General features: G+C 62.9%; 19 protein-coding genes and 1 riboswitch. Of the genes, 9 read left to right on the forward strand and 10 right to left on the reverse strand.

Annotated elements, in window-relative coordinates:
* Window positions 1-234: 234 nt before the first annotated feature.
* The 4 genes from ACN19L_RS02950 to sdaAB form a co-directional block, all read right to left on the reverse strand.
* Complete coding sequence (locus tag ACN19L_RS02950) at window positions 235-1224, reverse strand: NAD(P)H-dependent glycerol-3-phosphate dehydrogenase (RefSeq protein ID WP_315997546.1); 990 nt, start codon at window positions 1222-1224, stop codon at window positions 235-237.
* A gap of 251 nt (window positions 1225-1475) precedes the next feature.
* The gene (locus ACN19L_RS02955; RefSeq protein ID WP_426492058.1) at window positions 1476-2888 is read right to left on the reverse strand and encodes an efflux RND transporter periplasmic adaptor subunit; all 1413 of its coding nucleotides are present in this window, start codon (window positions 2886-2888) and stop codon (window positions 1476-1478) included.
* A gap of 104 nt (window positions 2889-2992) precedes the next feature.
* Window positions 2993-4483 (reverse strand): TolC family protein, encoded by a 1491-nt coding sequence (locus ACN19L_RS02960; RefSeq protein ID WP_426492059.1) that lies wholly within the window; start codon window positions 4481-4483, stop codon window positions 2993-2995.
* 158 nt (window positions 4484-4641) lie between these two features.
* Window positions 4642-5322, reverse strand: coding sequence for an L-serine ammonia-lyase, iron-sulfur-dependent subunit beta (gene sdaAB / locus ACN19L_RS02965; protein ID WP_426492060.1), 681 nt, complete (start codon window positions 5320-5322; stop codon window positions 4642-4644).
* Between the two features lie 183 nt (window positions 5323-5505).
* Here sdaAB and ACN19L_RS02970 point away from each other — a divergent pair, with 183 nt between their 5' ends.
* Window positions 5506-6483, forward strand: coding sequence for a tryptophan 2,3-dioxygenase family protein (locus ACN19L_RS02970; protein ID WP_426492061.1), 978 nt, complete (start codon window positions 5506-5508; stop codon window positions 6481-6483).
* Between the two features lie 39 nt (window positions 6484-6522).
* Here ACN19L_RS02970 and ACN19L_RS02975 read toward each other — a convergent pair whose 3' ends face one another.
* Window positions 6523-7071, reverse strand: a complete 549-nt coding sequence (locus ACN19L_RS02975) for a DUF2911 domain-containing protein (protein WP_426492062.1) — start codon at window positions 7069-7071, stop codon at window positions 6523-6525.
* Window positions 7072-7271: 200 nt separating this feature from the next.
* On the opposite strand from ACN19L_RS02975, the gene ACN19L_RS02980 reads away from it, so the two are divergent.
* Window positions 7272-7679: a hypothetical protein gene (locus ACN19L_RS02980; protein ID WP_426492063.1), complete on the forward strand. Its 408-nt coding sequence runs from the start codon at window positions 7272-7274 to the stop codon at window positions 7677-7679.
* Here the strand turns inward: ACN19L_RS02980 and ACN19L_RS02985 are convergent.
* From ACN19L_RS02985 to ACN19L_RS02995, 3 genes are all read right to left on the reverse strand, one after another.
* On the reverse strand, window positions 7666-8994 hold the full coding sequence (locus ACN19L_RS02985) for an MFS transporter (RefSeq protein ID WP_426492064.1): 1329 nt from the start codon (window positions 8992-8994) through the stop codon (window positions 7666-7668). The genes ACN19L_RS02980 and ACN19L_RS02985 overlap by 14 nt on opposite strands.
* 63 nt (window positions 8995-9057) lie before the next feature.
* Window positions 9058-10365, reverse strand: a complete 1308-nt coding sequence (locus tag ACN19L_RS02990) for an O-antigen ligase family protein (protein ID WP_426492065.1) — start codon at window positions 10363-10365, stop codon at window positions 9058-9060.
* Window positions 10366-10401: 36 nt separating this feature from the next.
* Window positions 10402-11262, reverse strand: a complete 861-nt coding sequence (locus ACN19L_RS02995; RefSeq protein WP_426492066.1) for a class I SAM-dependent methyltransferase — start codon at window positions 11260-11262, stop codon at window positions 10402-10404.
* Window positions 11263-11405: 143 nt separating this feature from the next.
* Window positions 11406-11619, forward strand: a riboswitch (cobalamin riboswitch).
* A 187-nt stretch (window positions 11620-11806) separates the two neighbouring features.
* Between ACN19L_RS02995 and ACN19L_RS03000 the strand changes: the two genes are divergently transcribed.
* The 4 genes from ACN19L_RS03000 (at window position 11807) to ACN19L_RS03015 (ending at window position 14920) form a co-directional block, all read left to right on the forward strand.
* On the forward strand, window positions 11807-12223 hold the full coding sequence (locus ACN19L_RS03000; protein WP_426492067.1) for an acyl-CoA thioesterase: 417 nt from the start codon (window positions 11807-11809) through the stop codon (window positions 12221-12223).
* A 134-nt stretch (window positions 12224-12357) separates the two neighbouring features.
* Complete coding sequence (locus ACN19L_RS03005; RefSeq protein WP_426492068.1) at window positions 12358-12681, forward strand: hypothetical protein; 324 nt, start codon at window positions 12358-12360, stop codon at window positions 12679-12681.
* A gap of 149 nt (window positions 12682-12830) precedes the next feature.
* On the forward strand, window positions 12831-14399 hold the full coding sequence (locus tag ACN19L_RS03010; protein ID WP_426492069.1) for an NAD(P)/FAD-dependent oxidoreductase: 1569 nt from the start codon (window positions 12831-12833) through the stop codon (window positions 14397-14399).
* Between the two features lie 161 nt (window positions 14400-14560).
* Window positions 14561-14920 carry a CoA-binding protein gene (locus tag ACN19L_RS03015; RefSeq protein ID WP_426492070.1) on the forward strand — a complete coding sequence of 120 codons (360 nt, stop codon included), beginning with the start codon at window positions 14561-14563 and terminating at the stop codon, window positions 14918-14920.
* A gap of 75 nt (window positions 14921-14995) precedes the next feature.
* Here the strand turns inward: ACN19L_RS03015 and ACN19L_RS03020 are convergent, their stop codons facing one another.
* Window positions 14996-15790 (reverse strand): SDR family oxidoreductase, encoded by a 795-nt coding sequence (locus ACN19L_RS03020; RefSeq protein ID WP_426492071.1) that lies wholly within the window; start codon window positions 15788-15790, stop codon window positions 14996-14998.
* A 197-nt stretch (window positions 15791-15987) separates the two neighbouring features.
* Here ACN19L_RS03020 and ACN19L_RS03025 point away from each other — a divergent pair, with 197 nt between their 5' ends.
* Genes ACN19L_RS03025 through ACN19L_RS03035 form a run of 3 tightly spaced genes read left to right on the forward strand, consistent with a single transcriptional unit; the run spans window position 15988 to window position 18545 of the window.
* Window positions 15988-16551, forward strand: coding sequence for an RNA polymerase sigma factor (locus ACN19L_RS03025; protein WP_426492072.1), 564 nt, complete (start codon window positions 15988-15990; stop codon window positions 16549-16551).
* Between the two features lie 3 nt (window positions 16552-16554).
* A complete protein-coding gene (locus ACN19L_RS03030; protein WP_426492073.1) occupies window positions 16555-17352 on the forward strand; it encodes a hypothetical protein in 798 nt (265 codons plus the stop codon).
* 26 nt (window positions 17353-17378) lie between these two features.
* Complete coding sequence (locus tag ACN19L_RS03035; RefSeq protein WP_426492074.1) at window positions 17379-18545, forward strand: outer membrane beta-barrel protein; 1167 nt, start codon at window positions 17379-17381, stop codon at window positions 18543-18545.
* A 107-nt stretch (window positions 18546-18652) separates the two neighbouring features.
* Here ACN19L_RS03035 and ACN19L_RS03040 read toward each other — a convergent pair whose 3' ends face one another.
* Window positions 18653-19402 carry a TrmH family RNA methyltransferase gene (locus ACN19L_RS03040; protein ID WP_426492075.1) on the reverse strand — a complete coding sequence of 250 codons (750 nt, stop codon included), beginning with the start codon at window positions 19400-19402 and terminating at the stop codon, window positions 18653-18655.
* Window positions 19403-19439 lie beyond the last annotated feature (37 nt).

Below are 19439 nucleotides of genomic sequence, written 5' to 3' on the forward strand. Positions count from 1 at the left end.
GCGTATTGATAGGCTACTACGCTCAGAGTAAGAAGCGCGGCGGGCAGCATTCTACGCCAAAGCGCGTCCGTCTTTACTGACACCCGAAAAGCCCACGTAACCAGCCCGGTCCAGAACAGCACGTTAAGCAGCGCCAAAACCGGAGGCAGCCCGGAAAGCAGACTAACGTAGGAGCCCCAAGCCGCTACCAGCCACGTAAAACCCAGCAAAACCGCCGTCAGAATCAGCCGCATCCTACTTAAACTTCTCCTTCAGCAGCTCAATCTCAATGGCCGGGGAAATCTTCTCGTAGAGGATGTGGTAGGCGGCCGAGGTGATGGGCATGGACACCTGCAGCTTGCGGTTCAGCTCGTAAATGCTCTTGACGGCGTAGTAGCCCTCGGCCACCATGTTCATCTCCAGCTGGGCCGATTTTACGGAGTAGCCCCGCCCCACCATGCTACCAAACGTACGGTTGCGCGAAAACTGCGAGTACGCCGTCACCAGCAAGTCGCCCAGGTAAGCGGAGGCCGATAGGTCGCGGGGCTGGGGGTTGAGGGCGTGCACGAAACGGCGCATTTCCTGCACGGCGTTGCTCACCAGTACGGCCTGGAAGTTGTCGCCGTAGCCCAGGCCGTGGGCAATGCCGCCGGTGAGGGCAATGATATTCTTCATCACAGCGCAGTACTCAATCCCGTCGAGGTCCTCGGCGGGGTTGGCTTTCACGTAGCGGTTGCGCAGCAAACGGCTGAATTCCTCGGCCAGGTCAGCGTCGGGCGAGCCGATGGTGAGGTAGCTCTGCTTTTCCAGGGCCACTTCCTCGGCGTGGCAGGGGCCGGCCACTACGCCTAGGCGGGTGTGGGGCAGCCGGAACCGCTCGGCCACGTAGTCCGTCACCAGCACGTTTTTGCCCGGAATCATGCCCTTGATGGCCGAAATAACCCGTTTGTTCTTCAGCTCGTCGCGACCCAGCTTGTCGAGGGTGCTCTGCACGAAGGCGGCGGGCACGGCCAGCACCAGCCAGTCGGCCTCACGCACGGCCTCATCCAGGTCGGTGGTGGGCAGCACCCGGCTCAGGTCGTGGGCCACCGACGACAGGTAGCGCGGGTTGTGGCGGGTGCGCAGCAGGTGCTGCACGTCGTCCTTACTGCGCATCCACCAGTGCACGCGGCTACCGTTTTCGGACAGGATTTTCGTGAGAGCAGTGGCCCAGGAGCCGCCGCCGAGCATGGCTATTTTTTCCAAGGGGTGGGAATGGTGAACTGGTGAGGTGGTGAGATGGTGAGTCTGGCGTTCGGATGGCGCTAACGGCACGGTTTGCGTGGCGTCGGACCCCGAGGTTCTCCACCACCGTAAACTCGCCGTTTCACCACTTCACCAACTCACCTTCCCGTCAATCTTAGCCAAAAAAAACGGAAGGCGGGCCCTCCGGTCAGGAGAACCCGCCTTCCGGCCGGGGTTAGCAACTACTACTCAGGCAGTAGCCGGCGGGCCGATTATTTATCTTCTTCGTCGGTAGGCTCCTCCTTCATGGCCGCCTTGTCGAGGCTCTTGGCGTCCTTCACTACCACCATAGCGCCATCCTTCAGGGTTTTGGACACGGCCCGGAACGGCCCGCTCACCACTTGGTCGCCGGCCTGCACGCCGCTCAGCACCTCAATGTTCTGGAAGTCGCTGATGCCGGTTTTTACCGGCGTCAGCATGGCCTTGCCGTTGCGGATGAGGAACACCACTTCTTGCGCGGCGGGCTTGATGCCGGTGGCCTCGGGCTTTTCAGGGGCCGCCGTGGAGCCACGGTTTACTTTGATACCGGAGCCACCTTTTTTATCCTCCGTCTTGGCGCTGTCGGAGCGGGTGGTTACGGCGGCCAGCGGCACACTCAGCACATTGACTTTGCGGTTGGTGATAATGTCCACGGAAGCCGTCATGCCGGGGCGAAACGGAACGATGGTGCGGCCCTGCACCGTGCGCGTGAGCGAGCGGTACGACTCGGGCAGCAGGCGGATGCGCACTTCAAACTCGGTTACGGCTTCGGCCGTGAGGGCATCCTTGGCCGTATTGGCAATGGCCGTCACAATGCCCCGGAATTTCTGGTCCTTGCTGGCGTAGCTGTCCACTTCCACGTCGGCCGAGTCGCCCAGGTCCACGTTGATGATGTCGTTTTCGTTCACGCTCACCCGCACCTCCATGTTGTTGAGGTTGGCGATGCGCATGATTTCGGTGCCGGCCATCTGCGAGGTACCCACTACCCGCTCGCCCTTCTTCACGTTGAGCTTGCTGACGGTGCCGCTTACGGGGGCGTAAATGGTGGTTTTATCGAGGTTGCGGCGGGCTTCCTCCAGACCGGCGCGGGCGCTCCGCACGCTGCTCTGGGCCGCCCGGATGCTCTGGCGGGCCGAGTTGATTTCCTCCTGCGAGGCATCATAGGCGGCCCTGCTGGCCTCGTAATCAGCCTGCGAAATCACCTTCTGCTTGTACAGCGAGGCATTGCGGCGGTAGGTCAGCTCGGTTTGGCGGGCGTTGGCAATGAGCTGCTGCAGGCGGGCCTGGCTCTGCCCCACGTTGGCCTGCTGGGTACCCACCACGGCGCTCTGCTGGCTTACTACGGCCTGGTAGTTATCGGGGCGGATGCGCAGCAGCAGCTGGCCCTTCTTCACGGAGTCGCCTTCCTCCACGTACAGCTCGGTAATTTCGCCCGATACGTCGGGGGAAATCTTCACTTCGGTTTCGGGCTGCACTTTGCCCGAGGCGCTAACCTTCTCCACAATAGTGGCCGGGGCCGCTTTGGCAGCCAGTACTTCGGTGCCGGCCGGCGCCCCTACCAAACCCATCTTTTTCGCCACCATAAAGCCGCCAATCAGCAGCACCAGCACGCCGAGCAGGATAAACAGGGTACGGTTATTCTTCATGTTCTAGGAGAGAAGTTAGAAATCAGGTGCTAAGCCACTTGCAGCCTTTCTGCAGAACCCTGGCTTGAACCGCTGCCGGGCACCCGTTCAGGCGTGGATACTGCTTACAGCGCTACGGGCCGGCCCTGGTAGAAATCCAGCACTTTGCGGCGGAAGATGAATTCGTATTTGGCCTGAATCATCGTGGATTCGGCGGCCGTGAGGTTGTTCTTGGCAATGTTGAACTCGGTGCCGTTGAGCAGGCCGTTGTTGAAGCGGATTTCGGCGTTGCGGTAGGCCGTGGTGAGGGCCTCCACCTGCCGCCGCGACGAGAGGTAACGGCGCTGGGCGGCAATGGCATCGGCGTAGCTCTGCTGAATACTCTGGCGCAGCGTGAGGCGGGTTTGCTCGGCCCGCAGCGCCTGCTGCTGAATATTAATCTGGGCCCGCTGCACCGAGGTGCGTACCTGCAGACCATTCAGAATGGGGATTTGCAGCGAGAACTGGATGTTTTTACCCAGGTTGTCTTTCAGCTGCTGCGAGAAAGCCGTGGAGCTGAATTCGCGGCGGGGCTGCACCGTAAGCAGGCCCAGCGAAGGGTCGGGCCGGCCCGTCTGGCGGTTAATAACGGGGATAAACGTGGAATCGAGCCCGGTTTGAATAAACGAGGAGCGCGCCGACGAGTAACCAGTGAAAATACCGGCTCCCAACCCCAGGCGGGGGTAGTAGCCACCCCGGGCCACATCGAGGCTGCGCTGGGCAGAACGCACGCGCAGGTCGGCGGCTTTGATTTCGGGTAGCAGACTCTGGGCCGTCTGGTAAGTACCATCGGGGTCGGCTTCCAGCAGCGGCGCGTCGTCGGGGTCGGCCAGTTGGGGAACCTCAATGGTAAAGCCCGCGGGCGAAGGGAGGTTGAGCAGCTGCGTGAGTGAGAGGCGAGCCAGGTCGCGCTGGTTTTGGGCCGTAATCACGTTCAGCTCATCGGAGGCCTGCTGGGCCTGGATATCGAGCAGGTTGCTTTCCGGAATGGCACCGGCCTTCAGCAGCTTCTGAGTACGCTCCACCTGAGCCTTCGTGCTGCTCACGCGAATTTCGTTGGCGCGCACCAGCTCCTCGGCCAGTACCAGCTGCAGAAACGCCGAGGCCACGTTCAGCGACAGGTCGTTGCGGGATTTCTCAATATCCAGGACCGAGGCTTCGGCATCCAGCAGGTTGCGCTTCACCGTGTTGCGCAGCTGAAACCCCGAAAACAGCGTCACCTGCGAGTTCGCCGAGAAGTTGTTGGACCGGATGGTCTGGCTCTTGAACTCGTTGGTCAGCGGGTCAATACTGGTACCGAAGTTCCAGGCCTGGGTGCCGCTCAGGTTGGCCGAGGGCAGCAGCGCGGCCCGGCTTTGGCGCAGGGTGGCACTCTGCAGCTCGGCCGTAAGCTGCTGCTGCCGCACCGAGAGGTTGTTCTGCAGGGCGTAATCAATGGCCCGCTGCAGCGTCCAGGGGCCGGTGGGCGCGGTGGCCGCTACTGTTCCGGCCGGCGGTTGCGTGGGCAGCTGCTGCGCCTGCGCCGCGTGGCCCCCCGCGAGCCCGGCCATCAGCAGAACCCAGTAAAAACGCTTCATAGAAAAAGGAAGTGAAGGCGTGAACAAGCTCATCCGTGGCCACCAGGGCAGTTTGCGCGGGTGGCCTAAGCCACCAAAGGTACACGCCACCGGTAGCCAGCCAAGCCGAAAATCAACCAACCGCGCAAATTCGGGCGTTAACCCAGCGGATTCCGCCGTTAGTCGATGGTGGGAATGTACGTGACGCGGTGCACCCACCGTAGCTGGCGCAGGTAGTCCAGGGTGATGTCGCGCAGGCCCGAGTCGATTTCGATAAACTGGCGGGCCGCGTCATTTTTCCCTTTCCGGCTCACGAACATGGTGGCAATGTTGCAGTCGTCGTGGGCAATAACGCTGGCAATGAAGGCAATGGAGCCGGGCACGTCGTCGGCATCAATGATGAGCGTGTGCAGCGAGGCCGAGAAGTCCGACGGAAACCCATCTACCTCCACAATCCGGATTACGCCCCCGCCCCGGCTCTGCCCGATTACTTCCACCGCGTGGCCCGTGCGCTCGTCGCGCAGCTGCAGCCGGATAGTGTTGGGGTGCATGGTGGAGGCATTGCCCACGCCCTGAAAGGTGTACTGCAGGCCGGCTTCCCGGGCGTGGTCGAAGGCCTCGCGGATGCGCACATCGTCGGTGGGCATGCCCAGCAGGCCGGCCACAATGGCGCGGTCGGAGCCGTGGCCCTCGTAGGTGCGGGCAAAGGAGTTGTAGAAGGTGATGGTAGCGTGGGTGGGCACGCTACCCAGAATGCGGATGGCGGCCCGCGCAATGCGCACCACCCCGGCCGTGTGCGAGGAGCTGGGTCCTATCATCACCGGCCCAATCATGTCGAAAATGCTGGATTTTTCTGCCATAAGCAGGGTAAAGGTAATTTTTAATGTGATTGAAATGTGGGAAATGTGAGGAAGGGCCAGCGGAGTGAGCCAGAACAGGTAGATGAAAGCGTTGCCTCTTCCGTATCCGTCCGCTTCGCCGCGTTGCCTGCATTCCCTCACATTTCTCACATCTTTGCACCTGCTACCGTCCTTTCCCCCCACATGACGACTCCCGAATTTCAACCTTCCCCTGCCGTGCTGGAGCAGCTGCAGCGCCTGCAGCAACGCTACGCCGCCGACGACCAGGACCTGGCCGCCTACCTGGAAGGCCTCTACCACACCCGCTACCTGGGCTACTGGGACTACATTCAGCTGGAAACCCTGCTGAGTTTGCAGCGCCCCCTCACTACCATCCCCGACGAGCGGATTTTCATCATCTACCACCAGATTACGGAGCTCTACTTCAAGCTCTGCCTCTGCGAGTACGAGCAGCTGGGCGACCTGGCCGCGCCCACCGTGGAGGAAGTGACGCGCCGGGTGGGCCGCATCAACCGCTACTTCGAAAATCTGATTGATTCGTTTGACGTGATGGTGGACGGCATGGACAAGCAGCAGTTTCTGGAGTTTCGGATGGCGCTGATGCCGGCCTCGGGGTTCCAGAGCGTGCAGTACCGTATGATTGAGCTGGCCAGCACCGCCCTGAGCAACCTGGTGCCTGAGGAGCAGCGCCGCCTGCTGGGCGAAGCCGCCGCCCACGACGAGCTGATGGGCTGCATCTACTGGAAATCGGGGGCCACGGTAGTGGAAACCGGGGCCAAGGCCCTTACGCTCACGGAATTTGAGAAGAAGTACGCCGACCGGCTGCTGGCCCACGCCCGCGAGTACGAGCACCGCAACCTCTGGGCCGTGGTGCAGCGCCTGTCCCCCGGCCCCGAGGGTCAGGAGAACCCGCGCCTGCTCCGCCAGCTCAAGCAGCTGGACGTGAACGTAAACGTGAACTGGCCTCTGATGCACTACAAATCGGCGGTGCGCTACCTGGAGCGCCGGCCCGATGCCATTGCGGCCACCGGCGGCACCAACTGGCAGCAGTACCTGCCTCCCAAGTTTCAGCGCCGCATCTTCTACCCCCAGCTCTGGACCGCGCAGGAGCTGGCCGACTGGGGCAAAGGCTGGGTAGAAAGTGTGCTGGGAGAAAGGTAGGCGGCTGACTTCCGGTGGCCTGACCCGCCGTATAGCCGCCTACTTTACCTCAAACTGCACCTGCGTTTTCTCCCAGGCCAGCGTTACCTGCCCGGCTTTGCTGGCCGTGATGGTGAATTGCTCCAGCGGGGCGGGAATAGCAGTTGCGGGGGCCGGCACGCGCAGCACGTCATCGGCAGCCTGGTACTCGTAGGCCCCCCACTGCTTGGCCGTTTTGTTGAAGATGATGGTCCACTCCTTTTTAGTGGGGATGGTAAACAGGGCGTATTTGCCGGCCGGCAGCGGCTGGCCCTGCACCCTCACCGGCTGGCTTACCTCGAACGTGGTGGCCTCGTTGGCCCCGGTGCGCCAGACCTGCCCGTACGGAACCAGCCCGCCGAACACGGTGCGGTCTTTGGCGGAAGGACGGCTGTAGCTGATGCGCAGGGTAGCACCAGAAGGCGTGGTTGCCACCACCTGAGCCGGCGGGCTGGGCCGGTTTACCGCCCGTTCGGACCTGTCGGACTTGGAGGAGCAGGAGGAGCAGCAGAGAAGTACTCCCAGCGTCAAGAACGAAAAGCGCGCGGCAAGGGTACGGGTAGCAGGCATAGGCAACAGAAGCGGATCAGAGAGGCGTTGACCATACAAAGCAAATGGTCGGCGGTAGCTCCCTCAATAATTATACCTCAATTTGGGCGTTAAGTTGCCTCGGGCTTGATTCTGGAAATTATGAAGCGCCCAACCTTTTCTTTTTCCGTTGTTTCCCTCCTACTTTCGGGCACTATTCGCCGGTTTTTAGCTGACATCATATGCTGAGTTTTCGCTCCCAGCTGTTACGCGCCCTACTGGCAGCCCCGTTCGCCCCGGGGCTGGCCGCCTGCTCCCCCGATGCCCAAGAGGCCTCCTGCGCCGTTGAGGTGGGGGCCACCGTGGTTACGGCCACCAGCGCCGGAAGCGGCAAAGTTGGTACTCCCGTGCCGGTCACCTACGTGGTGAGCATTGGCGACGGCTGCGGTAAGTTTCAGCAGCTGCGGGAGCAGCGGGAGGGCAACAAGGTGTATCTGGTGCCCATTGTGCGTTATGAAGGCTGCACCTGCCCCCAGGTTGTTTCCGAATATCAGGGCACGTACCAGTTCACGGCCACGCAGCCGGGCCAGTACGTGCTGCTGTTCCCCAACCCAACCCGGGCCGTCGCCGATACCATCACGATTCAATAAGGCTTGCGCGGGCTTCTTCCTGGCTGATGCGGGACGTGGCGCGGGTATCGGGCATGCGCCAGTACACCAGCAAGGAGGCGGCGGCGCAGGCCGTTACGTACCAGTAAAACCAGTGCTCCACGCCGTGGTCCTTGGCCAGCAGCGCCAGGTACTCGGCCGTGCCCCCGAAGATGGCCACCGTGAGGGCGTAGGGCAGCCCCACCCCCAGGGCCCGGATTTCCGTCGGGAACAGCTCAGCCTTCACCACGGCGTTGATGGAGGTGTAGCCGCTCATAATCAGCATGGCCAGGAGCAGGTAGCCGAAAGCGCCCCCCACGCTGCCCGGGTGGGCCAGCGCAGTGAGCAGCGGCACCGTAGCCACCGTGGCTCCCACGCCAAAAAACAGCAGCACCGGCCGCCGCCCAATACGGTCCGACAAGGCCCCCATCAGCGGCTGCAGCAGCATGGCCCCGCCCAGCGCCCCGAACGATACCAGCGTGGCCTGGTCCTTGCTGAAGCCGGCGGTGTTCACCAGAAACTTCTGCACGTAGGTAGTGAAGGTGTAGAACACCACCGTACCGCCCAGCGTGAGGCCCACCACCGTGAGCACCTCCCGCGGATGCTGCAGCAGAATCCGCAGCTGGCTGGGTTTTTCGGCCTGAACCGGGGCTACTACCCGCTGCTGGAAGGCGTCGGTTTCTTCCATGGAGCGGCGCAGGTACAGCGCCACCAGCGCCGCCAGGGCCCCAATCACAAACGGCACCCGCCAGCCCCAGTCGGCCAGCTCGGCGGGCGTGAGCAGCTGCTGCAGGCCCAACTGCACCAGCAGGGCCAGCAGCTGCCCGGCAATGAGGGTCACGTACTGAAAGCTGGAGAAGAAGCCCCGGTGGCGGGAATCGGCCATTTCGCTGAGGTAGGTGGCCGAGGTGCCGTACTCCCCGCCCACGCTCAGGCCCTGCAACAGCCGGGCTACCACCAGCAACACGGGGGCGGCCACGCCAATCTGGCTGTAAGATGGTGTGAGGGCAATCAGCAACGAGCCCCCGCACATGAGCAGCACGGAGGCCAGCAGCGCCGCCTTGCGGCCGGCCCGGTCGGCGTACAGGCCCATGAGCCAGCCGCCCAACGGCCGCATCAGGAAGCCCACCGCAAAAATGGCCGCCGAGTTCAGCAGCTGAGCCGTGAGGTTGCCCTTTGGAAAGAAAGCCGGCGCGAAATACAAAGCGAAGGCCGAGTACACGTACCAGTCGTACCACTCCACCAGGTTGCCCACCGAGCCGCTGAAAATGGACCGGATGCGGGAGGACATGGTACGCGGCGGGGCAAGGGGCAACATAGGCAGCAAGGTGAAAGCAAGGACAAAAGAAACTCTAAGCCGGCTGCCCACGGCCCGCCGCGCCTAGCGACCGGCCGGCGGCAACCCCGGCAGCTCCGGTTCGGCGGACCGCGCGGCGGTTTCCGTGGCAACTACCACAAACCCGTAGCCGAAAACAAACAGGTTCAGGCTGATTTGCAGGCTCAGGATATCGACCACCAGCATGGCGACGGCCTGGGTGAAGATGAACACCCACACGTAGGGATTACGGCGGGTGGCCCGCTGCACCAGCGGCCCCAGCAGCACGGCCAGCCACAGGGCCAGCCCCACCACGCCCCCGCCCACCAGCGTGCTCAGGTACTGGTTGTGCACGTTCACCCGGTTTTCGGGCCGCAGCCCGAAGTTGCGCCAGGCATACTGCGCCTGCATGGCGGCGTAGGCATCGGCCGGGCCCGCGCCCAGCAACCAGTTTTCCCGGATGATGGCCCCGGCCGTTTCCACGGCCGCCAGCCGCTGGGCCAGGGAGTAGCCGTTGATGTCGCGCCCCTCGGTGTACTGGGCCACGTCGTAAAGCGTGGTGCTGATGCGCTGCTGCACCGGCTCCAGGGTGCGGTAGGCCAGCCAGGGCAACACCAGCACAGCCAGCAGCAGCCCCAGCCCCACCAGCCGCTGCCGGCGCCGCAGCAGCAACCGGAACGCCCAGGCCAGCAGCCCCGCGTACAGCACCAGCAGCCCCGTGCGGTAGGCCAGCACGTGCAGGCTCAGCGCAATTACCCCCACGGCCAGCAGCAACCCGGTCCGCAGAGCCTGCCCCGCCAACGGGCTGCGCCGCAGCAGCAGCCCCCAGAAAAACGCCTGGGCCAGCATCAGCCCGAAGGCAATGTGAAACGTCCCCGTAGCCGCCTGTAGGTTCTGCCCCACCCGAATGGCCTCTAATGCCGCCGCCGGATCAAGCAGGTACTGGCCCATCGTCAACAGGCCCACCGCCGCCGTGCTCAGGACGAAAAAAGCGCCCACTGTCAGCCGCTGGCGGGCGCTCAGGGGTACGGCCAGCGTGAAGGCCAGCGGCACGCCCAGCCAGGTCAGGCTCCGGAACAGCTCGTGCCGCCACACGGCCCACTCACTGGTGTACAGGCCGCTCAACAGCAGAAACGCCACCAGCGCCGCTGCCCGCAGGGCCGCGCCGTTGCGCCAGTATTGGGGCAGAGCCTGCCGCAGCCGGGGATTGGTCAGCGCGGCCAGCACGCCCACCACCGGACTCAGCGCAATCAGCATCCGGAAAGCCAGCAGCCCCGCCACTCCGGCCCCGCAGGCTAGCCACAGCAGCTGCTGCGACAACTGCCCCGAATGGTAATACTGCCCCCAGGAAAAGGCCCCAATTCGCTGCTGCATAGGGTATTCGTAACTAAATCTGCTGTGCAAAAGTAATCAGGTGCGGGCCGTATCCAGCGCGAGCTTGCCCGTCAGCTCCCGTACTGCCTCCGTGGTTTCCAGCCGCTTTTCGTACTCCACAATCAGGTGGCCGCCGGTGAGTACCGTCAGGCTGTGGTTGAGCTGGGCCAGCTCGGCGTACGCCTCCGGGCGGCGGGCCGAGGGCGTGCCTTTCCGCAGGCCCCGCTGCCGGGCCCGCCACCCGGCCAGCCGCATCCAGGGATAATAAAAAGGCAGCAGTGCCAAGGATGTATAGTTGACCTTTGAGGGATGCACCTCCACTATCCGCAGCCCCGACAGCGCCGCCAATGCCCGCTGCTTGGTGAGGTTGGCGAAGAAGATATGGCCCAGGTACACGTCGTGGATGGTGCGGGCATTATCCGAGGCCCACACGGAATCCACTTCGTTGGGGGGCATGAGCTTGTAGCCCTCACTTTCCAGCAGCAGGTAGCTCAGGCGGGTGCGCAGGTTGGAGTAGTTGGGCGTGGTGATGATGGCCCGCCCCCCCGGCCGCAGCACCCGGTTCAGCTCCTGAAACAGGTGCAGCTGGTTGGGCATGTGCTCAATACCCTCCTGGCAAATCACCATATCAAAGCTGGCATCGGCAAAGGGCAGAGCCCTGTTCAGGTTGGCCTTGACGCACTCAATAGCCGGCACCCGAAAAAACTCCGGGTACAGGTCGGCGGCCGTTACCTGGGCCCCCAGTTCCAGCAGGAGCCGGGCCGTGTCGCCGTTGCCGGCGGGTACATCCAGCACCCGCTGGCTCACCAGCCGGGCCTGCTCCCGCCGCAGCAAGTTGTTTACCAAGTGTTTAATATCCTTACTGCCTGAGAAAAACGGCCGCGCAATACGAATCATTAAAAATACTAATTAAGTAGGCCCCGTCAGCGGGTGGAGCGCAAAGGTAGAGGCATTGCCCGGATACTTCCGCCGGGCCAGCGGCCGCAAGCAAATCGCGCAAACTGTGCGTAGCTTGCGGCCACGTTCTTTGCCTGTGTTTTTCAGTCAGACGAGCGGCGTGGTGGCCTTTCTCCCTGCAGAACAGGCCCGAAAAGGGAACCGGGTGCAACTCCCGGACAGACGCGCTACTGTAAGTGCCCGTGGCCCGCGTAAGCGGCCGCAACGGTATCCCCGCGCAGCCCATTGCCCCTGGCGGGTGAGAAGGGCGGGATACCGGGCACAAGTCAGGATACCTGCCCGCCGCTTTTGATGATGAGGCCTCTTCGCGACCTGAGGGCCTTATCGGGTGCTGCCACTTCGGGCCGACTAGCGGCGGCCCGCGCCGTTTCGTGTGGGCCGGCGCGGCGGAGGCGTGGGCAGAACACCGGGTAAGCACCTTGGGAAAAGAGGCCCCCGAAAAGCGGGCCGGGAAGGTTATTCTTCACCTTTTTCCCTTTCACCCATGCTTACCCTCGACGAGAAAATCAGCCAGGCCGAAACCCGCATCTTCAAGGCCGTATTCCCCAACACCACCAACCACTACGACACCCTGTTCGGGGGTACCACCCTGCACCTGATGGATGAGGTGGCGTTCATCACGGCCACCCGCTTCTCCCGCCTCAAAATGGTCACGGTTTCCTCCGACAAAGTGGATTTCACCCACCCGATTCCCGGCGGTACGCTGGTGGAGCTGATTGGCCGGGTGGAGCACGTGGGCACCACCAGCCTGAAGGTGCGGGTGGAGCTGTTTGTGGAGCAGATGTACTCCGAAGAGCGCCACCGGGCCGTTTCGGGGCTGTTCACCTTCGTGGCCATCAACGACCAGAAGCAGCCCGTCCGGATTCTGCCGGCGGAGGCTGAGCCGCTACGCCCGCGGTAGTGCTGCCGTGCAGTGAATGGAGAAACGGGCGCCCGGCGGAATGGGACGCAGGCAAGAATTTTTCGAGTTATCCCGAACTATTTAGCCTGTGTTGGCGGTTTGCTTGCCACTCCCCGTTTCTTCCATTCTTCACTATGTCTCACGAGCAGCCCTCTACTTCTCCTATAAATAAGCGTCTGGAACAGTCATTCCGGGATGCTGACCAGGCCCGGGAAGAACTTACTGAGTCTCTGGCCAATTCGGTGGCCGCCAACTGCGACCTGCTGCACCACGGCCTGGTCAGCGCTAAAGGTCTGGAAGTAACCACCGAAATGTACCGTCACTTACTGGGCCAGCTGCTGCGCCACTCCTCCGGAGAAGTGCGCAATCAAGTGCTGGCGCAGTTCAACGAGTCCATCGAGCAGTTCTGGCCCCGGACGAAGGGCAGTAAGGGCAGTTCCTCGCTGACCAACAATTAGCGTTCAGTACCCCATTTGCGCAAGCCTCCCCTGCTGCCCGCCGGATTTCAGCTCTGGCCCGGCCGCAACGGGAGGCTTGTCTGCGTATCTTTGCCGCCCCTTGCGTACCCGTTTCGGTTCAAAGGCTAACTCCCTTTCACCTCTCAGCTATGGCTTCCCCCCAGGAAATTGAGCTGCTTCTGCCCCCGGAAGTGGCCTATGATGAACTGGCCCGCTACCGGGCCCTGCTCGATGCCGCCGGCCTCGTGCCCGGCCAGGCCGATTTTGTGCACCTGCGCAAACGCTCCATTGATGCCCGCGGCCGGCAGCCCCTCATACGCCTCCGCGCCGATATTTACCGCGCCGCCCCGCCCGCCGAGCTGTTCGGCCCCTGGTTCAGCTACCCCAACGTCAGCCAGGCCACCCGCTCGGTACTGATTGTGGGCGCGGGTCCGGCCGGGCTGTTTGCCGCCTTGCGGGCCATTGAGCTGGGTATCAAACCCATTGTACTGGAGCGCGGCAAAGACGTGCGCACCCGCCGCCGCGACCTGGCTGCCCTCAACAAAGAGCACGTGGTGAACCCCGACAGCAACTACTGCTTCGGGGAAGGCGGGGCCGGCACCTACTCCGATGGCAAGCTCTACACCCGCTCCACCAAGCGCGGCGACATTCAGCGGATTCTGCGGATTCTGGTGCAGCACGGTGCCACCCCCGATATTCTGGTGGACGCCCACCCCCACATCGGCACCAACAAGCTGCCCTACGTGGTAGCCGCCCTGCGCGACAGTGTGCGCGAGGCCGGCGGCGAGGTGCGCTTCGACACCCGCGTGGATGATTTGATTTTGACCGGCAAGCACCTGCGCGGCGTGGTTACCAGCACCGGCGAGGAGCTGACGGCCGACGCCGTGATTCTGGCCACCGGCCACTCGGCTCGGGATATGTATGAGCTGCTGCACCGGCGCGGGGTACTCATCGAAGCCAAGCCCTTTGCTTTGGGCGTGCGCGTGGAGCACCCCCAGCAACTCATCGACCAAGCCCAGTACCGCCGCCAGAACCGGGGCCAGCTGCCGGCGGCCTCCTACTCGCTGGTGCACCAAACCCAGTGGCAGCAGCGGCAGCGGGGCGTGTTTTCGTTCTGCATGTGTCCGGGCGGCTTTATCGTGCCCGCCGCCACGGCCCCCGGCGAGGTGGTAGTAAACGGCATGAGCCCCAGCCGCCGCGACTCGCGCTTTGCCAACTCCGGCATTGTGGCCGCCGTGGAGCTGGAGGATATGGATGTGCGCCAGTACGGAGCCCTGGCCGGCCTGCGCTTTCAGCAGGAAATTGAGCAGCGGGCCTGCTTGCTGGCCGGCAACACCCAGGTAGCCCCGGCCCAGCTGCTGGGCGACTTTCTGAAGAAAAAAGTATCTGCCAGCCTGCTGGAAACCAGCTACCAGCCCGGCCTCGTGTCGGTACCAATGGATAAAGTGCTGGGTGCTGGGCTGGCGGAACGGCTGCGCCAGGGTTTTCAGAACTTCGGCCGCAAAATACCCGGCTACGCCACCAACATGGCCCAGATTGTGGGCGTGGAAAGCCGCACCTCCTCGCCCGTGCGCATCCCCCGCGACCGGGACACGCTGCAGCACCCCGAGGTGCGGGGCCTGTTCCCCTGCGGCGAAGGTGCGGGCTTCGCCGGCGGCATCGTGTCGGCGGCTATGGACGGGGAACGGTGCGCGGAGGCGGTGCTGGCGGGCTTTTGAGTTTTTTGTCGTTGGTTTTTCGTTTTTCGGGCGGGGTTTGGCGCATGAATCGGTCTTCTGCATGATTTATGCGTTAAAGTCACCATCCTGCACAGGCAGCAGTGCCTCTGGTCAGCCAGGTAACGGACGAAAAATCAACAATCCACAACGATAAACGAGTCATGAAAAAGACCCTGGTACTGGGTGCTACCGATAATCCCGCCCGCTATGCTTACCGGGCTGTGCACCAGCTCAAAAACCACGGCCACGAGGTAGTGCCCGTGGGTATCCGCAAAGGCTCCGTGGCCGGCCTGGAAATCCGCAACGACCGGCCCACGGCCGCGGATGTGGACACCGTGACGCTGTACGTAGGCCCCCAAAACCAGCCCGCCTGGTACGACTACATCCTGGACCTGAACCCCAAGCGCATCATCTTCAACCCCGGCACCGAAAACCCGGAGCTGGAGGAGCTGGCCCACCAGCGCGGCATCCAAACCGAAGAAGCCTGCACGCTGGTAATGCTCAGCGTGGGGCAGTACTAGCCTAATCGTAAGTACACACAAAAGCCGCCATGCCTTGGGCACGGCGGCTTTTTGCGTTATAAAGCTTGCCGAAAGCTACTCGGCGTTGCCGTACATATTGGACTCGCCGCCGTCGATGGCAATGGTCTGGCCGTTCAGGTAAGAGGCATCGTCGCTCAGCAGGAACGCCACTACTTTGGCTACTTCCTCGGGCTGGCCCAGGCGGCGCGTGGGGTTGTTGCTGGCGTACCGGGCCTCGGCCTGTTTGGGGTCAGAGGGATTGACCTGCTTAAACGCCTCGGCCACCATGGGCGTGAGAATGGCCCCGGGCGCAATGGCGTTGGTGCTGATGCCGTAGCGGCCGTATTCCAGGGCCGCGTTCTTGGTCATGCCCGACACGGCGTGTTTGCTGGCCACGTAGGGCATCTGGTTGAGTACGCCCCGGATGCCGCCCACCGAGGCCACGTTTACAATCCGGCCGAAGCCCTGGCGCTGCATCACGGGCAGCACGTAGCGCAGACCGTAGTACACGCCCATCAGGTTGATATCGATAACCTTCTTGAACACGGCCACATCGTATTCCGTGATGCTGGCCTGCTTGCCCTCAATGCCCGCGTTGTTGTAGAACCCATCAATGCGGCCAAACTTGTCCACGGTTTCCTGCACGTAATGCTGCACGGCCGTTTCGTCGGATACGTCGGCCACTACCGTCAGAATTTCTACCGCCGGAAACTCCTGGCTGATAGCCTCGCGGGCTTCCTGCAGGCTTTGCTCATTGTAGTCAACCAGCACCAGACTGGCACCCCGGCTCGCCAGCTCTTTAGCGGCGGCCAGGCCCAGACCCATGGCTGCCCCGGTAATCACCAATACTCTTCCTTGCATCGTCTTCATAGCGAACGAATATATGTTGGTACATAATATAGACAGATTTCCCTCCCCGATTGTTGAATAAAGCCGGTATTTTTCCAGCAGATTTCTCCCGGCTATGTTGGTAAGTTTTTTTTGAGTAGCCAGGCAACTGTCCGCCGTTTCCTGCCATCTAGCCTCCCAAACGCCCTGCTTCTGACTGCACTTTACCCTTTCTTTCCGTGACTGAAGTAGAACTTATAGCTGCCTGCCGCGAGGGCAGTAGCCGGGCCCAAAAGCTACTCTATGAGCGGTTTGCGGGCCTGATGCTGTCTGTGTGCCTGCGCTACCTGCGGCGGCGTGAAGATGCGGAGGAGGCCTTGATTGTGGGCTTCACCAAAGTATTCCGGGCCCTGGGCCAGTACCGGCACGAAGGCTCCTTCGAAGGCTGGATCCGGCGCATCGTGGTGAATGAGGCCCTGGGCATGCTCCGCCGCAAGGAGCCGCTGCACATGGCCATTGATGATTTAACCTACGACGTGCCGGCCACCGCCGCCGAAGCCGAAAGCCAGCTCAACGCCCAGGATATGCTGGCGTTACTGGCCGAGTTGCCGGCCGGCTACCGCACCGTCTTCAACCTCTACGCGCTGGAAGGCTACACCCACCCCGAAATCGGCGAGCTGCTCGGTATTTCGGAAGGCACCAGCAAGTCGCAGCTCAGCAAGGCCCGGGCCATGCTCCAGCGCCGCCTGGCGGTAGCCGGGGCGCAGGCCCGGCCCACTCCTACCACCCTCTACAGCTACTAAGCCATGCACCCCGAAGATATTGACAAGCTGTTCCGCGAGAAGCTGGCGGACCACGCGCCCACCCCGCCGGCCTTTATCTGGGCCGAAATCGAAGCCGAAATCCGGCCCCGCAAGCGGCGGCCGGTACTGTGGCTGGCCGCCGCCTCGGTGGCGCTGCTGACCTTGCTGGGCGGCCTTTGGTGGACGCTGCAAAACGGCGCGGGCCCGCAGAATGGCCGTCCCGAGCTGGCTGCTACCACGCCGCGCCGCGCCGCTGCTTCAACTTCTTCAACTTTTTCTCAGCCCCAGGCAACCCCCACCCCGACGGTTCCATCTAGCCCCTCAGAAGCCCCGGCCACCGAGCCGACTGCCGCAGTGGCCACTGCGGCGCCCACTGTCAAAACCCCGTCCGAGGGTGTACAACCGGACCCGGTTTTGGTAGCCCGCCGGCCCAGCCGGCCCCGCGCTTCAACCCTGCGCCAAGACGTGGCCCAGGTTACCCCGGAGCCCGCTGCTCCTCAGCAGCTGCCCGCCACGCCTGAGCCACTCGCTCCGGCGCAGGCACTGGCCCAGGCCCCCACGGAGCTACCCGCCCGCACGGTGGCCGCTACCGGCCCCATTGAGGTGGAAGTACGGCCCGCCGCCGCTCCGGCTGCGCCCGTAGCTCCGGCTCGCCGGCCCCGGCTGGTGGCCCTGCTCCGGCAGGCCCGCAACGTGGTGCAGGGTGAAAAGGTGAGCCTCACGGCCGCCGGCTTACCCGAAACGGTGACGGTGCAGGCCCGCGTGGCGGGTCACACGCTCACCAAAGTCATTCAACTCTAACTCTCCCGCTTTCAGCGCCTTTTGTCATGAAACGCCTCCCCGTTCTCCTCACCGCCCTCCTGCTGGGTGCTGCCTCCGCCGCCCAGGCCTCCGACTTCACCCGCCTCACGCCCCCTCGCGCGGCCAACGACGACACTATTGTGGTGAAGCTGCCCAACCAGGCCAGCATGACGCTGTTCGTGAAAAACAAGGCCCAGCTGCGGGAGCTGCGCCAGTACAAGCTGGACTCCCTGCTGGTGCTGCTGGACGGCTACATTACCCAGGCCGAAGCCGCCGGCAAAAACTCCAAGTCGGAGCAGGTAACCATGGAGTTCTACCCCGCCAAGGAGCAGCCCGGCAAGCAGGTACCCGAGCAAATCCGCATCACGGTGCGCAACCAGGGCACCGGCGCGAAAACCACCAAATCGGCCGACCACGTGGACGTGACGCTGGGCCGGGTGTTCGGGGTATCAGTGGATGAAAACACCGACGGCGGCTCCGACCGGGTATCGGTGCGGGTGGGCTCCACGCCCGCTTCCGATTCCATCCGGAATGCGCAGCGCCAGGCCAAGCGCGAGGAATACGCCAACCGTTCCGTACACAGCAACTTCGACATTGACCTGGGCGTGAATGCGCTGGTAAATAAAGGAGCCGATGCCAATGGTGTCACTCCCGACCTGCGGCCCATTGCCTCCCGCTACCTCAGCCTCAACTGGCATTATGATATCCGGGTTGGCCGCAAGGGCTCTGCGCTATTCCTGCGCACCGGCCCGGAGCTGGCCTTCAACAACTACATGCTGGATGGCAACTACCAGTTCGCCAACACCAACGGCGTAACTACCCTGGTAAAACCTGAGCTCGGGCGCGACCTGGAGAAAAGCAAGCTGTCCGTCACCAGCATCAACCTGCCTCTGATGCCCATGCTCAACTTCCAGGACAAGAATGGTAAAGATGCGTTTCGCCTCGGGGCGGGCGGGTTTGTGGGCTACCGCCTGGGCTCCCACACTAAAATCAAGTACCAGGAAGGCGGCACCACCAAAAAAGATAAGGACCGGGGCAGCTACAACCTGGAAGACTTCCAGTACGGCGTGCAGGGCATCGTCGGCATCCGGGGCATCGACCTGTTCGTGAAATACAACCTCAACGACACGTTTAAAAACAACCGCGGCCCCCAGGCCCAAACCCTCAGCTTTGGCTTCTCGCTGCTGAATTAGCGGTGAAACAGTGAGGTGGTGAAATGGTGAGTTTGACGTTCCGCTTGCGCCATCAGGCCCGGTGGAACGTCAAACTCACCATTTCGCTATTTCACCACCCCACTGTTTCACCGCTCGTTCCGGTAGAAGTTATCCAGCAAAATGGCGGCTGAAACCGCTACGTTGAGGCTTTCGGCCTGGCCCCGGCCGGGAATGTGCAGGCGCTGGGTGAGGCAGGCTTCTACGGGCGGCGTGAGGCCGTGGCTTTCACTGCCCATGATAAGCACGCCCGTGGGCCGGAGCGTGAGGCGGTGCACGTTGTCGCCGTGCAGGTCGGCGCCGTACACGGGCAGCTCCGGGGGCAGGCTGCCCAGCCACTCGGGCAGGTTGCGCTGCCACACCGGCACCCGGGTGAAGGAGCCCATGGTGGCGGCCACGGTTTTGGGGGCCCAGGGGTCAGCGCAGGTATCGGAGCACACCACGCCGGCCAGCCCGTACCAGTCGGCCAGCCGGATGAGGGTGCCCACGTTGCCCGGGTCGCGCACTTCGTCAAGGGCCAGCACCAGCTCCCGGGCGGGGTTGGGCAAGGGCTTCTCCTGGGGCAGCTGAGCCACGGCCAACGCGGTATTGTTGGTGCTGAGCGTGCTCAGGCGCGTTAGTTCCTCGGCCGAAACCACATCAACTGGTACGCTGGCGGGTAGCTCGTCACTGATTTTCTCCGCGAATTCAGCCGTCAGGATAAGCCGTTCCGTTAGAATGCCGGAACTTAGCAGCTCCCGCACGCTTTTGCCGCCCTCTACCAGGAACGCGCCGTGCCGGGTTCGATACTTCTTCAGGTGCAGCGCGTGCACATATTTCGCTACTGCTTTTGAAACCATTGGCGCAAGTAAACGGAGGCCCTTTCGAGGGGCATTT

The sequence above is a fragment of the Hymenobacter sp. 102 genome, assembly GCF_049949205.1.
In the GTDB taxonomy this organism is placed as follows: domain Bacteria; phylum Bacteroidota; class Bacteroidia; order Cytophagales; family Hymenobacteraceae; genus Hymenobacter.

What these genes read in the sequence shown, in the direction of transcription:
- ACN19L_RS02975 (WP_426492062.1), bottom strand. Translation starts at nt 7,071, where the DNA reads ATGCCTGCTACCCGTACCCTTGCCGCGCGCTTTTCGTTCTTGACGCTG.
- ACN19L_RS03010 (WP_426492069.1), top strand. Translation starts at nt 12,831, where the DNA reads ATGGCTTCCCCCCAGGAAATTGAGCTGCTTCTGCCCCCGGAAGTGGCC.
- ACN19L_RS02985 (WP_426492064.1), bottom strand. Translation starts at nt 8,994, where the DNA reads ATGTTGCCCCTTGCCCCGCCGCGTACCATGTCCTCCCGCATCCGGTCC.
- ACN19L_RS02960 (WP_426492059.1), bottom strand. Translation starts at nt 4,483, where the DNA reads ATGAAGCGTTTTTACTGGGTTCTGCTGATGGCCGGGCTCGCGGGGGGC.
- ACN19L_RS03005 (WP_426492068.1), top strand. Translation starts at nt 12,358, where the DNA reads ATGTCTCACGAGCAGCCCTCTACTTCTCCTATAAATAAGCGTCTGGAA.
- ACN19L_RS03015 (WP_426492070.1), top strand. Translation starts at nt 14,561, where the DNA reads ATGAAAAAGACCCTGGTACTGGGTGCTACCGATAATCCCGCCCGCTAT.
- ACN19L_RS02970 (WP_426492061.1), top strand. Translation starts at nt 5,506, where the DNA reads ATGACGACTCCCGAATTTCAACCTTCCCCTGCCGTGCTGGAGCAGCTG.
- ACN19L_RS02995 (WP_426492066.1), bottom strand. Translation starts at nt 11,262, where the DNA reads ATGATTCGTATTGCGCGGCCGTTTTTCTCAGGCAGTAAGGATATTAAA.
- ACN19L_RS03030 (WP_426492073.1), top strand. Translation starts at nt 16,555, where the DNA reads ATGCACCCCGAAGATATTGACAAGCTGTTCCGCGAGAAGCTGGCGGAC.
- sdaAB (WP_426492060.1), bottom strand. Translation starts at nt 5,322, where the DNA reads ATGGCAGAAAAATCCAGCATTTTCGACATGATTGGGCCGGTGATGATA.
- ACN19L_RS02990 (WP_426492065.1), bottom strand. Translation starts at nt 10,365, where the DNA reads ATGCAGCAGCGAATTGGGGCCTTTTCCTGGGGGCAGTATTACCATTCG.
- ACN19L_RS03020 (WP_426492071.1), bottom strand. Translation starts at nt 15,790, where the DNA reads ATGAAGACGATGCAAGGAAGAGTATTGGTGATTACCGGGGCAGCCATG.
- ACN19L_RS03000 (WP_426492067.1), top strand. Translation starts at nt 11,807, where the DNA reads ATGCTTACCCTCGACGAGAAAATCAGCCAGGCCGAAACCCGCATCTTC.
- ACN19L_RS02955 (WP_426492058.1), bottom strand. Translation starts at nt 2,888, where the DNA reads ATGAAGAATAACCGTACCCTGTTTATCCTGCTCGGCGTGCTGGTGCTG.
- ACN19L_RS03040 (WP_426492075.1), bottom strand. Translation starts at nt 19,402, where the DNA reads ATGGTTTCAAAAGCAGTAGCGAAATATGTGCACGCGCTGCACCTGAAG.
- ACN19L_RS03035 (WP_426492074.1), top strand. Translation starts at nt 17,379, where the DNA reads ATGAAACGCCTCCCCGTTCTCCTCACCGCCCTCCTGCTGGGTGCTGCC.
- ACN19L_RS02980 (WP_426492063.1), top strand. Translation starts at nt 7,272, where the DNA reads ATGCTGAGTTTTCGCTCCCAGCTGTTACGCGCCCTACTGGCAGCCCCG.